This is a genomic window from Candidatus Levibacter sp. Uisw_134_01, from assembly GCF_047717795.1.
Lineage (GTDB): Bacteria > Pseudomonadota > Alphaproteobacteria > Puniceispirillales > Marisalimonadaceae > Marisalimonas.
Genome location: NZ_CP159808.1, coordinates 114,863 through 129,898 on the forward strand (window position 1 = coordinate 114,863; position 15,036 = coordinate 129,898).

At 35.0% G+C, this 15,036-nt stretch carries 16 protein-coding genes; 10 read left to right on the forward strand and 6 right to left on the reverse strand.

Annotation, left to right across the window (positions count from 1 at the left end; genetic code table 11):
- The first annotated feature begins 73 nt into the window (after positions 1 to 73).
- Positions 74 to 604, forward strand: coding sequence for a gamma carbonic anhydrase family protein (locus tag ABXT66_RS00615; RefSeq protein ID WP_443643730.1), 531 nt, complete (start codon positions 74 to 76; stop codon positions 602 to 604).
- Here the strand turns inward: ABXT66_RS00615 and ABXT66_RS00620 are convergent.
- Both ABXT66_RS00620 and ABXT66_RS00625 read right to left on the reverse strand, forming a co-directional pair.
- A complete protein-coding gene (locus tag ABXT66_RS00620; protein ID WP_443643731.1) occupies positions 597 to 1,808 on the reverse strand; it encodes a CaiB/BaiF CoA transferase family protein in 1,212 nt (403 codons plus the stop codon). The two genes, ABXT66_RS00615 and ABXT66_RS00620, sit on opposite strands and share 8 nt — an antisense overlap.
- Positions 1,809 to 1,851: 43 nt before the next feature.
- The gene (locus ABXT66_RS00625; protein WP_443643732.1) at positions 1,852 to 2,655 is read right to left on the reverse strand and encodes an enoyl-CoA hydratase/isomerase family protein; all 804 of its coding nucleotides are present in this window, start codon (positions 2,653 to 2,655) and stop codon (positions 1,852 to 1,854) included.
- A gap of 123 nt (positions 2,656 to 2,778) precedes the next feature.
- On the opposite strand from ABXT66_RS00625, the gene ABXT66_RS00630 reads away from it, so the two are divergent.
- Positions 2,779 to 3,888 (forward strand): S-(hydroxymethyl)glutathione dehydrogenase/class III alcohol dehydrogenase, encoded by a 1,110-nt coding sequence (locus ABXT66_RS00630; protein ID WP_443643733.1) that lies wholly within the window; start codon positions 2,779 to 2,781, stop codon positions 3,886 to 3,888.
- Entirely contained in the window at positions 3,888 to 4,712 is an 825-nt protein-coding gene (gene fghA / locus ABXT66_RS00635; protein ID WP_443643734.1) for an S-formylglutathione hydrolase, read from the forward strand. Before ABXT66_RS00630 ends, fghA begins: the two co-directional genes overlap by 1 nt.
- 10 nt (positions 4,713 to 4,722) lie before the next feature.
- On the opposite strand, the gene ABXT66_RS00640 is transcribed toward fghA, so the two are convergent.
- From ABXT66_RS00640 to ABXT66_RS00655, 4 genes are read right to left on the reverse strand one after another with little or no spacing between them, the layout of a single operon-like run.
- Complete coding sequence (locus ABXT66_RS00640) at positions 4,723 to 5,139, reverse strand: PaaI family thioesterase (protein ID WP_443643735.1); 417 nt, start codon at positions 5,137 to 5,139, stop codon at positions 4,723 to 4,725.
- 17 nt (positions 5,140 to 5,156) lie between these two features.
- On the reverse strand, positions 5,157 to 6,503 hold the full coding sequence (locus ABXT66_RS00645; RefSeq protein ID WP_443643736.1) for a class-II fumarase/aspartase family protein: 1,347 nt from the start codon (positions 6,501 to 6,503) through the stop codon (positions 5,157 to 5,159).
- Between the two features lie 22 nt (positions 6,504 to 6,525).
- Positions 6,526 to 7,317: an enoyl-CoA hydratase-related protein gene (locus tag ABXT66_RS00650; protein WP_443643737.1), complete on the reverse strand. Its 792-nt coding sequence runs from the start codon at positions 7,315 to 7,317 to the stop codon at positions 6,526 to 6,528.
- A gap of 34 nt (positions 7,318 to 7,351) precedes the next feature.
- Positions 7,352 to 7,690 carry a hypothetical protein gene (locus ABXT66_RS00655; RefSeq protein ID WP_443643738.1) on the reverse strand — a complete coding sequence of 113 codons (339 nt, stop codon included), beginning with the start codon at positions 7,688 to 7,690 and terminating at the stop codon, positions 7,352 to 7,354.
- A 97-nt stretch (positions 7,691 to 7,787) separates the two neighbouring features.
- Here ABXT66_RS00655 and ABXT66_RS00660 point away from each other — a divergent pair, with 97 nt between their 5' ends.
- The 7 genes from ABXT66_RS00660 to ABXT66_RS00690 all read left to right on the forward strand — a co-directional run bounded on the left by ABXT66_RS00660 (position 7,788) and on the right by ABXT66_RS00690 (position 15,014).
- The gene (locus tag ABXT66_RS00660) at positions 7,788 to 8,645 is read left to right on the forward strand and encodes an FAS1-like dehydratase domain-containing protein (RefSeq protein WP_443643739.1); all 858 of its coding nucleotides are present in this window, start codon (positions 7,788 to 7,790) and stop codon (positions 8,643 to 8,645) included.
- 17 nt (positions 8,646 to 8,662) lie between these two features.
- Positions 8,663 to 9,985, forward strand: a complete 1,323-nt coding sequence (locus tag ABXT66_RS00665) for an MmgE/PrpD family protein (RefSeq protein ID WP_443643740.1) — start codon at positions 8,663 to 8,665, stop codon at positions 9,983 to 9,985.
- Positions 9,985 to 11,142: a CaiB/BaiF CoA transferase family protein gene (locus tag ABXT66_RS00670; RefSeq protein ID WP_443643741.1), complete on the forward strand. Its 1,158-nt coding sequence runs from the start codon at positions 9,985 to 9,987 to the stop codon at positions 11,140 to 11,142. Before ABXT66_RS00665 ends, ABXT66_RS00670 begins: the two co-directional genes overlap by 1 nt.
- Before the next feature lie 23 nt (positions 11,143 to 11,165).
- A complete protein-coding gene (locus ABXT66_RS00675; protein ID WP_443643742.1) occupies positions 11,166 to 11,978 on the forward strand; it encodes an HpcH/HpaI aldolase/citrate lyase family protein in 813 nt (270 codons plus the stop codon).
- Positions 11,979 to 12,518, forward strand: a complete 540-nt coding sequence (locus ABXT66_RS00680) for a MaoC family dehydratase (protein WP_443643743.1) — start codon at positions 11,979 to 11,981, stop codon at positions 12,516 to 12,518.
- Between the two features lie 12 nt (positions 12,519 to 12,530).
- Positions 12,531 to 13,736: a CaiB/BaiF CoA transferase family protein gene (locus ABXT66_RS00685; RefSeq protein WP_443643744.1), complete on the forward strand. Its 1,206-nt coding sequence runs from the start codon at positions 12,531 to 12,533 to the stop codon at positions 13,734 to 13,736.
- A gap of 108 nt (positions 13,737 to 13,844) precedes the next feature.
- Positions 13,845 to 15,014: a TRAP transporter substrate-binding protein gene (locus ABXT66_RS00690; protein ID WP_443643745.1), complete on the forward strand. Its 1,170-nt coding sequence runs from the start codon at positions 13,845 to 13,847 to the stop codon at positions 15,012 to 15,014.
- The last annotated feature ends 22 nt before the right edge of the window (positions 15,015 to 15,036 follow it).

Below are 15,036 nucleotides of genomic sequence, written 5' to 3' on the forward strand. Positions count from 1 at the left end.
GTAGGCATAATATAATGAATCATAAATTATAAAAAAATATGTTAATAAGAATTTTTGACGTTGGAGACATTTAATGAGTGTGTATAGTTTAGGGGACAAAAGCCCAAAATTTCCAAATGAAGGTGATTACTGGATAGCGCCTGGAGCTCATGTATTGGGGCAAGTAGAATTAGGAAAAAATGTAGGTATTTGGTTTGGTTCTGTTTTAAGAGGAGACAATGATCTTATTAAAATTGGAGATGAAACTAATATTCAAGAAAACACAATTATTCATGTTGACCCTGGATGTCCTGTAACGATAGGTAGAAATTGTACGATTGGTCACAATGCTATCATACATGGTTGTACTATTGGAAATAACACTCTAATTGGAATGGGAGCTACAATTTTGAACAATGCAAAAATAGGTAACAACTGTTTAGTTGGAGCTGGTGCGCTTGTTACTGAAAATAAAGAATTTCCTGATGGATCATTAATAGTTGGTTCACCTGCTAAAGCTGTAAAAGAATTAGACGACAAAACTATTGCAAATTTAACAAGATCTTCAAAACATTATGTAGATAATTTCAAAAAGTTTTCAAAAGAGTTGAAGGAAATTAAATAATACCTTTTTCTTTAAATGATTTTATTTCTTCTTTTGAATATCCAACGTTGTCTAAAATTTCTTCATTATGTTCTCCTAGTTTAGGAGCGGTTTTAATTACAGGTGGGGTTTCAGAAAATTTCCAAGGTGTGCCGTGAATTTTTAATGTCTTGTCAACCTCAGGATAGTATTTTTCTGTTACATAATTATTATCCGCAATGTTGGGTTCATTCGAGGCTTCAAGCATTGTATTGACATGTGTAGAAATAATGTCTGCATTTCTTAAAATATCGATCCAATATTCTCGGGTATTTTGAGAAAAAAGACTAGCGAGTGTCTCAAGAATTTGATTTTTTTTATCTTCAGATTCAAATGCTAATCCTAAGTCACTTAAATTTTTATCCGTCATTGTTTGATAGAAACCTAAAGCCTCCAATGCAGGTTTCCAATCTTTATTGTCAACTTGCATAGCCAGAGGTTTGTTTTCACTGTCGTTAAAACATGCTGCTATCCCAGGTTTTTCTCTTGTTCCATTTATTCTAGCACCTGTTATAGGTGGTTTGTTTTTCCACATTGCTGTCGTCATAGTCCAGCCCATTAATCTAAAAGCACTTCCAACTAAAGATGTTTCAACTTTTTGGCCTACTCCAGTAGTCCTTGCATGAAGTAACGCGGCTAAAACACCGCCAAATGTTAATATAGCACATGTCTCGTCAGCTACAGAAGCAACACCTGTTCTGAGATTTTGTCCAGGTATAGAAAAGGCTTCAGTAACCCCAGCTAAAGCCTGTCCGACAGCATCAGTTCCTGGTAAATCTGCGTCTGGACCATCTGGTCCGTAAGCAGAGACAGACCCATAAACAATTGCAGGGTTAATTTTTTTCAATTCCTCATAACTAAAGCCCAGCTTTTTGGCAACTCTAGGTCTAAAGTTTTGACCAAATATTTCTGCTTCTTTTACTAGTTTATGAAGTATAGCTTTACCTTCGTCTGATTTTAAGTTTAATGTGAGGCTTTTTACGCCTCTATTATTAGTTTCAAAAAATGAACTAAATGAGCCGATCATTTCTCCTGAATATCTGTTGTTATCACCTTTTTCAGGTGTTTCAATTTTAATAACGTGAGCTCCAAGATCTGCCATAAACATGTAAGGCACAGTTCCAGCTTGTGCTGTTGAACAAGTAACAACTTTTATTCCAGATAAAGGACCTGTATTTTGTGTCATCTATTACTCCTAATTGATACTAGAATAAAAAATTTAAAAATATTTATTTTAACTTTGGCATATTATATCGATCTTCTGGCTTTAACCAACCTTTGAAATTAGGTTTTCTTTTTTCAGCAAAAGCTCGTCGACTTTCCATTCTATCCTCGGTATCTCCATGAAGATGAAGTTCCTCTGCCAGTTCAGCAATATTAGGGCTAATTTTAGGAGCCATGTGCTTCATCATATACAGAGTATTAACTCTAGCAGCAGGTGGGAGTGTTAAGAGATGCTCAGCCATTGAATATGCCTCGCTCATTAAATCTTTTGCTTCTACAAGACGATTAATAAAACCAACTTGATGCATTCTTTCAGCAGATATTCTGTATCCAAAAGCCATTTCAGTTGCAATAGGATGAGGTAGATTGCCATAATGGCCATGATTGTAACCACCAAGAAGCCAACGTTTAGCCTCTGACATTTCAAATATAGCCTCTTTAACAGCTATTCTAAGATCAGTTCTTTCAACCAACATGAAACCACCACCCATTGCAAAGCCGTTTACAGCTGCTATAACTGGCTTTTGAAGAACACCTGTTTGGAAAGGATCAACCAAATTTTCCTCAACGAATTCTTTTGGAGACCCTGGTATACCTCTATCAAGTGATTCTTTCATATCTTCTCCAGCACAAAAGCCTCTTCCTGTGCCCGTTAGAATAGCAACTTCAAGATCATTATCTTCATGAAATCTGTTAAAAGCTTCAGCCATTCCGTTTCGAATAACTGTACTTAGAGCATTCAATCTTTCAGGACGATTTAACCTGATCGTTATAATTTGCCCATTAATTTCAGTTTCAACAAAACTCATAAACTGCTCCTAAATATAAAACTTAATTTAACAATTTATATACTAAAAAATCTTGCAAGTCACCGATATTAAATCATAATTAAATTTAAGAATTGTCAAATTTATAAAAAATGGGGTGTGATAATGAAAACTAGAGCTGCCGTTGCTGTTGAAGCTGGAAAACCACTTGAAATTATGGAAGTAGATCTAGATGGTCCCCGTTTTGGTGAAGTTTTAGTTGAAATAAAAGCTACAGGTATATGTCATACAGATGAATTTACTTTGTCAGGCGATGATCCTGAAGGTCTGTTTCCTGCAATTTTAGGCCATGAAGGAGCAGGAGTAGTAAAAGAGGTTGGAAAGGGTGTCACATCGCTTAAAGAAGGAGATCACGTCATACCACTTTACACACCTGAATGCCGAGAATGTGAATATTGTCTACATCCAAAGACCAATTTATGCCAAGCTATTAGAACCACTCAAGGTCAGGGTGTAATGCCAGATGGAACAAGTCGTTTCTCAATAAAAGGAAAACCTATTTTACATTATATGGGCACCTCTACTTTTTCAAACTATACTGTGGTTCCAGAAATTGCTTTAGCTAAGGTTAACAAGTCGGCCCCATTTGATAAAATTTGTTATATTGGCTGTGGGGTTACGACAGGTATTGGAGCTGTGATAAATACAGCGAAAGCCTCTGCTGGTTGCAATGCTGTTGTATTTGGACTCGGCGGCATTGGCCTAAATGTTATTCAAGGCTTAAGAATGATAGGGGCTAATATGATTGTTGGCGTCGACATGAATAATAAGAAAGAAGCGTGGGGTAAAAAGTTTGGGATGACGCACTTTGTCAACCCGTCTGAAATAAAAGGTGATCTTGTTAATCATTTAGTTGAACTAACTGGAGGCGGGGCAGATTATTCATTTGAATGTATTGGAAATGTAAATGTTATGCGTCAAGCTCTTGAGTGTGCTCACAAAGGTTGGGGTGAAAGTATAATAATTGGTGTTGCAGGAGCCGGGCAAGAAATAACAACAAGACCGTTCCAACTTGTAACAGGAAGAATTTGGAAAGGTACTGCCTTTGGAGGCGCTCGAGGTAGAACAGATGTGCCTAAAATTGTAGAATGGTATCTTCAAGGAAAAATTGATATTGATCCTATGATTACCCATACTTTAGATCTAGAAGATATAAATAAAGGCTTTGACTTAATGCACGCAGGTGATTCTATTAGATCAGTGGTTGTATTCTAGTGAAAAAAATATCAGAAACTTTTTCTTATGGTGGGAAGCAAGCAGTTTATACTCACAAATCAAATGTGAATAATTGTGATATGACTTTTGCGATTTATACCCCGCCAAATGCAAAAAATGCTCCCATTTTATGGTACTTGTCTGGCTTGACTTGTAATCACACAAACGTAATGGAAAAAGGTGAATATAGGCAAAAAGCTGCACAGCTAGGGTTAGTAGTAATTTGTCCAGATACTAGTCCTAGGGGAGAAAATGTCCCTGATGAGGAAGATAATTGGCAGTTTGGGAGTGGAGCAGGGTTTTATCTTGATGCAACAAATAATCCCTATGATAATAACTATAATATGTATAGTTACATAACCACTGAACTGCCTCAATTAATAGAAAGTAACTTTGAGTTTGATATGTCCAGACAAAGTATTTGTGGGCATTCAATGGGAGGTCACGGAGCCTTAATAATGGCTTTAAGAAATCCCAAAAAGTACAAAAGTTGTTCAGCTTTTGCGCCTATTGTTGAGCCTTCGACGGCTAGTTGGTCAAGTGAGGCTTTTAAAAAATTTCTGGGAGAAAATAAAGATGTATGGAATATGTACGATAGTGTTTCATTGATAAAAAATGGATATTCATTTCCTGAAATTTTAATTGATCAAGGTCTAGCAGATAGTTTTCTTGAAGAAGGTTTAAGGCCCTGGTTATTAGAAGAAGCTTGTAAAAATACTGATATTAATTTGAAACTTAGAATGCAACCACATTATGATCATTCTTATTACTTTATCTCAACGTTTATGGCGGATCATTTAGAGTGGCACAAAGAAAGAATTTAATTAAACTCTTTTATTCACGTGGTATTGAGTATGTTAATGAAGCATGAGCAACTGGCTCTTTAATGCCTTCTGAGTAAATCAAAACATCCCCTACACTCAGAGTTTTACCAATCTTTAATACTCTTGATTCACTAATTAGGTTTGAAATGTTGGGTTTTCTTAAAAAATTAATTGAACAATTAGTGGTAACGGTAAGACTTTTTGGCCCTATTATGCTTAAAGTTGCCAGATAAAAACTTACATCTGCTAAAAGAAACATTGTAGGACCAGAAACAGTTCCTCCAGGTCTAAGGTGTTCGTCTGAAATATGCATTAACATTGAAAGAGAATTAGGCTTAGTGTTCAAAATTTTAAAGTTATTACTAACTTGAGGGAACTCTTTTTCTAAAAAATTTTCAAGATCAATTTTTGACATTAATGGTTTCATTGTTATTCCTATTAATTTTACCTGTTATTTAAAAGCCTTTGTGCCATAGCAGGAGCGGCTCCTAGATAATTTGACGGATCAATAACTTTTTCTAGATCTTTTTTGTTAAATACATTTGAGATTACTTTTTCAGATAGTAATGCATCAATAAAGGTAATTTTATTTTTTAAAGATTCTCGACAACATTCGTAAACAATATCATGGGCTACTTGCCTTCCAATATGGGGGGCCAAAGCCATCATTACTGCTTCAGCTACTATTAAGCCATTTGTTTTGTTTAAATTAAATTTCATGTTTTCAGGAGAAATTTCTAACCCTTCTAGAAGATATTTTGCGGAACTTAAACACGCTGATGAAATGATAAAGGCGTTGGGTAAAGTATACCATTCCACATGCCACTGACCAGTTGCTCTTTCATGATCAAGCACCATTGCATCTAACATAGATGAGTGATGTTCTCTTAATAGTTTAGAGCATGCCAACATAACTTCTGAAGAGATTGGATTTCTTTTTTGGGGCATAGTAGATGAAGATCCCCTTCCATGGAGAAAAGGTTCTGCCACCTCTTGAGTTTCTGTTTGCATCATCAACATGACATCGTATGCAATTTTACCTAATGAAGAACCAACTAAGGCTAGCCATCCAGTGACTTCACAAAAATTATCTCTAATTGAATGCCAACTAACATCAGGTACATTTAAATTCAACTCCTTAGCCAAATTAGCTTGGGTGTTCAGTCCATCAACCTCTCCAAGCGAAGCAAGCGTTCCAGCAGCTCCAAAAAATGATACATTAAAAATACGAGATTTAATTTCTTCTAATCTTTTTATATGTCTGTCTATACTAGATAACCAGGTGGCAGCCTTATATCCAAAGGGCACAGGTAATGCATGTTGTAGGTGTGTTCTGCCAGCCATAGGAGTGTTGATATGATCTTTTACAATTTTCGATAATGCATTAGCAATTGAATCCAAATCTTTAGATAATAAATTTAACCCCTTCCTTATCTGCAACACATCAGCTGTATCCATTATGTCCTGTGTGGTTGCACCCCAGTGACAATATTGACCATATCCATCTTCAACCGATAAACTGAGTTGCTCAACTAAGGGTAAAATGGGATAACCTACTATTGAAGTTCTTTGTTTAAGAATGTCCCAATTAATTAAATCTAAAATTGCAGCAGAAGTTATTTTCTCGCCGGCCTCTTTGGGAATGATACCTAATTTTGATTGAGACCTAGCAAGAGCAGCTTCTACCTCTAAATAAAGTTGAATAGTTGATTCATCAGAGAAGACATGATGCATCTCTTTTGTTCCAAACATTTCTCCCCAAATTTTTGAATTAGTTACTAAAGCAGGCATATTATTTTTCCTTAAAATTAAACTATTTTGTATACCAGGAGGCAGTTCTTTTTTCTAAAAAACTATTTAACCCTTCTGTTGCTTCTTCAGTCATCCTTTTTTTTGAATGCTCTATGACTAATTCTTCAAACTTATCGTCAGTTAACAACAAACCGCTTTCAATTAAGGCTCTCTTCTTCGTAAGTTCTAGCGCTTTAGGTGCAGACATTAGTAGGCTCTCAATGATTGGTTTAACGGCGTTATCAAGTTCTCCAGTTTTACAAATCTGATGGACAAGCCCTATATTTTTAGCTTCAGTTGCATCAAAGCGTTCACAAGTTAGAGCATATCTTCTGACATTTCTAACTCCAATACTTACATTTAAATGAGGTATGATAATGCCAGCCATAACGCCCCATTTGGCTTCTGCTATGGAAAATATGGCATCTTCACTAGCAATAACAATGTCAGCTGCTGCGGCAATTCCAGTGCCGCCTCCAAAACACCCTCCATGAATCATAGCAATAGTAGGCTTAGGGAATTCTGTAAGACCTTTAATTGCTGATGCGGTGTTTCTAGACACTTCAATGTTTTCTTGTTCATTTAATTTACCAATTTCTTTTAGCCATTCTAAGTCTGCCCCACCTTGAAAATGTTTCCCTAGTCCCCTAATCAATACTATTCTAACATCATTATTTTTATACAAAGAGGTAAAGCTTTTAATTAGTTCAGATATCATCTCACCATTGTAAGCATTATTTCTTTCTGGACGATTTAACGTAACTTCAGCAATTCCTCGGTAATCTATTTTTGTTAATACAATCCCTTCATTCATTTCAAAACCCTCTCATATTATTTAATAGTCTTTTTTATAAATCTAGTGCTGTAATCAAAGAATCATTAATTGCAAAAGATCTTAATCTAATTTTCACATTAAATTTATTTTTTAAAATCTCACCTATTTTTTCAAGGCATTTTTCTTTTTTAATATCATCTCTATTTTTAGTATCTCTAAACTTTAATTCTCCAAAAACTTTATATTTTGAAGTTAAAATTTTGCTATAAATCCATACTATTTGACAATTATCTTTTTTAGCTTCCAGCTCTTTTGTAATTGTTTGAATTAATTTATGTTCAACGCCTTCTAGTTCAGTAAAATTTGCATTCCTATCTAAATTTTCTTCGATATAAATAATAAGAGAGGGCATTATCTAATTCCATTTATTATTAATTGATAATATTGTGTTTTTTATATTAAATAGTATTCATAATTAACATGTTTATAAAAAATTAGAGGCTCAGTAAATGGATAATGAAGATTTGGATATAAATCATTTAAATAAATGGCTTGGTAACACAGAAATAGTTACAGATTATTTAACGCCAATTGTTGAGCAGAGATATAGAGCAACCTTAAACATAGATCCGGGAGATCCTAAAATTGGAGAACCTTCTACCACGGGCTTGCATTGGATGCTTGGGTGGAACCTTAAAAAAAATGATGAACTGGGCGTAGATTCGCATCCTGCAAGGGGAGATTTTCTTCCACCAGTTCCCCTTCCACGAAGAATGTGGGCAGGTAGTCAAATTAAGGTAAATAGTCCTTTAAGAGTTGGAGACACAGTTATAAAAAAATCTAGTGTTGCTGACATAAAGCTGAAAAATGGACGTACAGGACAACTATGTTTTGTAACTGCTGAGTATGAATATGTAGTTGACGACGAGGTAAGATTACATGAGCTGCACAATATAGTATATAGGGATGTTACTAAAGCAGGTGGTGGATCTGGTGTGTCTGATATAATACCAAAAGACGCAGATTTCACAGAAACAATTTTTATGCATCCAACTATTTTATTTCGTTATTCAGCAATTGGCTTTGTTGGACATAGAATACATTATGATTATCCCTATAGTAAAAATGAGGAAAACTATCCAGATTTGATTGTCCACGGACCTTTACAAGCTACATTTTTGTTAAGAGCTGCAGAAAAGTTAAAAGGCAAACCTGTAACTTCATTTAACCACAAGGTTATGGCTCCAGTTTTTGCGAATAGTGATTATATAATTGGAGCAAAAGAAAATTCTGATGGAAGTATTAGTTGCTGGGGCGCAGTAGAAGGTTCAGGAATGACAATGCAGGCTGACGCATATTTTGATTAAAATAAAAGGGGAAGAAAATGGTTTCTATAACTAAATTATTTGGCAGCTATGGAGCTAATTGTAAATTAAATAGCTTTAATGATGAAATGAAGTTCTTTGCAAAAATGTCTATATTAGACTGGTGTGGTGTGGCTTATGCAGGAAAAAAAGAGCCAGTATCTAAAATCGTATCTGAAATGGTTATAGAAGAAAGTGGTGTTAATAAAGCTACTGTTATTAGTAATGGTCATAAAGTATCTTCAAGAGGAGCGGCATTAGCTAATGGAGCAACTGGTCATGCTCTAGACTACGATGACACACATTTTCTATTTGTAGGTCATCCTACTTCAAGCGCTTTACCTACAGCTTTGGCTTTGGGAGAAGAGCTAGATACTTCAATTGAAGATATTATTTTAGCTTATATGGCAGGTGTTGAGGTTTCTACAAGAATAGGGCATATTCTTGGATATTCTCATTATAATGCAGGATTTCATCAAACCGCAACAAGTGGTTCATTTGGATCTACTATAGTGGCCTCAAAGTTATTAGGTTTAAATGAAGATCAAACCATTAATGCGCTTGGTCTAGTTTCAACTAGAGCATCTGGAATTAAATCACAATTTGGAACTATGGGTAAACCTTTTCATGCAGGTATGGCTGCTTCAAACGGTATTGAAGCGGCTAAATTATCTAAACTTGGTTTTGTTTCCCGTGAAGATGGTATTGAATGTGAACAAGGTTTTTTTCAGACACATGGTTGGAACAAAGAAATTCCTTCTAGAGCTGTTGAAAACTTAGGAACAGAATTTTTATTCCCAGAAATTAAATATAAATTTCATGCATGTTGTCATGGACTCCATTCATTTCTTGAGGCACTTGACGATTTAAAAAAGGTAAATAACTTTAACCCCGAATCAATAGAAGAAGTGAAAATAGAAACAAACCCATCTTGGTTGAAAGTATGTAATATTCAGACACCAAAAACAGGTTTAGAAAGCAAATTTTCATATAAATTAACAGCAGCGATGTCTATTTATGGAACTGATACTTCAAAATTAGAAAGCTATAATGATGATATTTGCTTTGAGGATAAAATGGTGAAAATGAGAGACAAAGTTAAAGTTGTTCCAAATGAAAAGTTAACTGATATGCAATCAGTAATTTCAATTCATGATGGATCTCAAGAAATAAAAAACACGCATGATTTATCTAATAAAATTGAAAAAAATATTCTTGAAACGAAAATAGTTGGTAAGTCAGTGTCTTTGCTTTCACAATCGAAATCAGAACAAATTTCAAAAATGCTTGATGAACCAGAAATAAACAAGGTTAGTTCTCTAGTTAATTGTCTGGCCAGCTAATGGAAAAACAAGATTCGAGTAAAGACCTAGAAGGACTGTTAGTAGTTACAATTGAACAAGCTGTTGCTGCGCCTTATACATCTTGCAGGCTTGCCGATGCTGGAGCTAGAGTGATTAAGGTAGAACGACCTGAAGGCGACTTTGCAAGAAATTATGACAGTAATGCTCTTGGTAATAGTGCTTACTTTGTTTGGTTGAACAGAGGTAAAGAATCTATTTCTTTAGATTTAAAAAACAATAAAGACTTTGTAATCTTAAAAAATATAATATCTAAAGCAGACATCTTAATTCAAAATTTAGCTCCTGGTGCTTTTGATCGACTTGGTACAAGTCTTAAAAAATTAAGATCAGAGTTCCCATCTTTAATTACATGTTCTATCTCAGGCTTTGGTGATGACGGTCCTTACAAAAATCAAAAAGCCTACGATATGTTAATACAAGCTGAGACAGGGGTTATAGAATTAACGGGACTTCCTGATAAAGAAGGCTTTGATGGAAGAGCTAAAGTCGGTCCATCAGTTTGTGACATTTCTGCAGGAATGACAGCTTATCAGGCAATTTTACAAGCTTTAATTAAAAGAGGGATTTCTGGAAAAGGAAGACATATTTCAGTGTCTATGTTTAATTCTTTGGCAGACTGGATGAATCCGTTTTATTTAGGTTATGTTTACAATCAAAAAATTCCGAAAAGAAATGGTATGACGCATCCAATAATTGTTCCTTATGGTGCTTATAATTGTAAAGATAATCTAACACTGTTAATTGCCATTCAAAATGATCGTGAATGGTCAAATTTATGTAAAATTGTTTTATGTGATGTGACAATGGCGACAGACAAGCGTTTCAAAATGAATGCTGACAGAGTTGCTAATAGAGCATTAACTGAAAAAATAATCCAAAAAAAATTTTTAGAGTTTAAACGAGAAGATTTGATACAAAAGCTTGAAGAAGCAAGTGTGGCTTATGGAAGAATTTCTGATATGGAACAATTAAAGAACCATCCTCAAAATAATTATATAGAAATAGGTACAAAAAATGGAGATGTAAAAGTATTAGGTCCAGGAGCTGTTCATGATAATTTCATTCCAACCGTTAACAAGATGCCTGAATTAAATGAGCATGGGGATATAATAAGGTCCGAGTTTGATTTTAAATAACTTTAGAATAATAGGAGATAGTTTTGAGAAGTATTTTATTTTTACCTACCGATAAGATTGAGAGGTTGCCTAAAGCGCTTGGTTCAGGTGCTGATAAGGTTATATTTGACCTTGAAGACGGGCTCGCAGGTGATAAGAAAGTTGTTGGTAGATCAAACTTTGCAGACTTAGCAAATAGGAACTATGACGGACAGTCTGATAAGTTTTTATTAAGGATTAATGCGTTAGATACTCAAGAATATCAAGAAGACATAAAGATGTTAAAATCTTTGTCAACGCTCCCCTATTCAATAGCAATACCTAAAATAGAATCCCCTGATGAATGCAGAACATTTTTAGATGATGTTGGTAAAAAGGTATTAATCCTTCCGCAAATAGAAACACCAAGAGGGATAGCAAATATAGAAACATGGGAATGTTCAGATATAGAATTTTCTGGAATTGGTTTTGGTTCTGCAGATTATTGTGCCTCTACTGGAGGTGACATGGGAAAAGCTAGTTTAGCTTATGGTAGGGGTAAAATTATTAATGCTGCTGCCATTTATAACACAATTGCTTTAGATGGAGTTTGGTTAGACTTTAAAGATCCAGAGGGTTGCAAAGCAGAAACCGAATATGTAAAATCAATGGGTTTCAAAGGAAGATTTGCAATACATCCAGATCAAATTAAACCAATTCATGATGCTTACAGGCCTTCAAGTGAGGAGTTAGAATGGGCCAAAGGAGTTTTAGAAGAGGCTAAAACTGCGGGTACTGGCGCTTTTAAATATCAAGGAAGAATGGTTGACGCCCCAGTGTTAGCGGTAGCTAGGTTGATTATATCAAGGGAGGATTAAATGGATGAAAATACTTACGGAATTAGAAAAATAGGCCCCCAAAGATATAGGGAAGATCCTGGAAGATACTTTGAAGATTTTCAAGTAGGGGATGTTTATGAACATTGGCCAGGCAGAACTGTAAGCGAGGCTGATAACATATGGTTTACTAATTTAACAATGAACACACACCCAATTCATTTTGATGCTAATTATGCATCCAAATCAGAATTTGGAAAATATTTGGTAAACTCTGCATTTACGTTAGCTCTTGTTACAGGCATGTGTGTTAGTGGTACTAGCCAGAAAGCGATAGCAAATCTTGGATGGGAAGAAATTAAAATTCCAGCACCTGTTTTTGTAGGTGACACGCTATATTCAGAAACAGAAGTTTTGGACAAAAGAGAATCAAAATCAAGACCAACTCAAGGCATTGTAAAAGTAAGACATATTGGAAAAAATCAAGATAAAGTAGTTGTTATGGACATGGTTAGGTCTTTCTTGGTGGCTAAACGTGGACATAGTGTAGTAGATAAAATCATTGAAGAGACAGCTAAATAGAGGAAAACATATATGAATCTACCTCTTGCTGGAGTAAAAGTTATAGCCTTTGAACAATATGGTGCAGGACCATTTGGAACTCAATACCTTGCAGATATGGGTGCTGAGGTTATAAAGGTTGAGCCTGCCGGAACTAGTGGAGATTACTTAAGAGAGATTGGCCCTTATTTTATAGATGGTGAAAACAGAAATTCTGCCTCAAGCATTTTTTTTCAGGCACTAAATAGAAATAAAAAAAGTATCACCCTAGATGTTTTGTCTAAAAAAGGTAAAAATATTCTAAAAAAACTAGTTCAAAATGCAGATGCTGTTTGTAACAATTTACGAGGTGATGTTCCTGAAAAATTAGGAATAACCTACGATCAACTTAAAGATTTTAATAAATCTATAGTAGCGGCTCACTGCTCTGCATATGGAAGGGAAGGACCAAGAAAAAACTGGCCAGGATATGATTATTTAATGCAAGCTGAAGCAGGATACTTTTCTTTGACAGGAGAGCCTAGTGGTCCTCCTGCAAGATTTGGCCTTTCTATTGTAGATTATATGTCTGGCCTGACAATGTCTTTCGGTCTTGTAAGTGCTGTGTTGTCAGCTAGATCAACAGGCCTGGGAAGAGATGTTGACGTAAATTTATTTGATACAGCTATGTTTAATCAAAGTTATATGGCTGCATGGACACTTAACTCAGACTTTAAAAGTGAAAGGCTAGATAGGTCCGCTCATCCAATTTTAGTTCCTTGTCAATTATACAAGACCAAGGATGGATGGATATATCTGATGTGTAATAAAGAGAGTTTTTGGCCAATATTATGTGATAATATTGGTAGAGAAGAATTAAGTGATGACCCAAGATTTGTAAACTTTAAGACAAGGCAGGAAAATAGGGATGAAGTCACAAGAATTTTAGATGAAGAACTTATGAAAAAGACAACAGCTGAATGGCTTGATAAATTTGGTGGGATTGTTCCTGCTGCACCAATATTAGACTTGAAAGAAGCTCTAGAGAACCCTTTTCTGAAAGACAGAAATAACATACAAAAATTAAAAACTAAGAATGGTGTAGATATAAGTTTATTAAAAACACCTGTGAATATTTCAAAAAGTACTTTTGAAGATAAAACGGCTCCTGAACTTGGTGAAGATACTTATGCTGTTCTTGAAGAAGCTGGTTTTACAAAAAAAGAAATAAAAGGTTTCAAAAGTGATGGAATTATCTGACTAAATAGATAACATATTCAGCAATTAATTTAAATTATTAGAAATAATAGTTTACCTAATATGTATAACGATATAGTTTGTGATTCTAAATATTAGGAGGAAATTTTTATGAAATTGACTAAATTATCACTTTTAGGTGCAGTAAGTGCTGTAGCCTTGACTTTTGTAGCTGGAACTAATTTAGCCACAGCTGACGGTCACAAAATTAAACCAATCAAAATGCGTTGGGCATCTGATCACTCTGGTCCGCCACATCCAGCTGCAATAGCAGAAGTTTTCTTTGCTGAGCAAGTTGAGAAAAAAATACCTGGAAGTAAAGTTCAAATTTATTGGGCAAAATCTCTTTATAATGTTCCTAAAGGAACTCAGGCCTTAACTAAAGGTAACTTAGAGATGATGACTGGGCAGTTTGGAAAAACATCAAGTGTTGAGCCATTAGCTAATACAATTGTTGGTGCAGGAAAATTAACAACTCCTGGTGCTATTCAAGGTCTTGATGGAACAAAAACTTTTGCTCAATTAAAGAAAGTTTTTAATGATAAGCATGGAATTACTTTATTCGGTTCAGGACATTTAAGTATGTATATGGGCGCAGGTGCTGTTAAAAGTAGATTGCTAGTTCCATCTGACTTTGCTGGTAAAAAAATAAGAAGTATGGGTCCTGCTGAAAATGCATTATTAGGTTCATTAGGTGCTAATGCTACCACAATGTCTTTCGGAGACGTTCCTCCTGCGCTTCAAACTGGAGTGATTGATGGACTTCTAACAAGCTTAGGTGGATTTAATGCTACTAAAGAACAAGCTCCTTATTTTACAGTTGCTGGTATCAACGGTATTGTTGGAGACTATTATTGGATGGGTGCATCTAATAAGTGGTGGTCAAAATTATCTAAGAAGCAACAGAGTGCATTAGCTGATATTATTGTTAACGATTTTATTCCATTTCAAAAGGCTATTAACTTTTGTAATGATAAGAGATTAGTTGATAAGTATAAAGTTACTGACAAGTCAAAGGCCGGTATTTATGTTATGAACCCTACTGAAGCTGCTGTTTTGCAAAAAGCTGAAGGTGGTGCAACTAACAACTGGATTAAAACTAAAGTTGACGCAACAGGTGCAAAAATGGTTGATCAGTTTACTGCTGAAGCCAAAGCTCTTGTAGCAGCTAACCCGATGGGATCAAGTGCTTTAGAAAAAACAGATTGTACTGCTTTTGCAGCTGACTTTGCAAAATATGCAAAAGGTACTGCTCTACATAAGAAAAAAGCTAGAAAATAAATTTTTAAGAAGGCCTGATTTA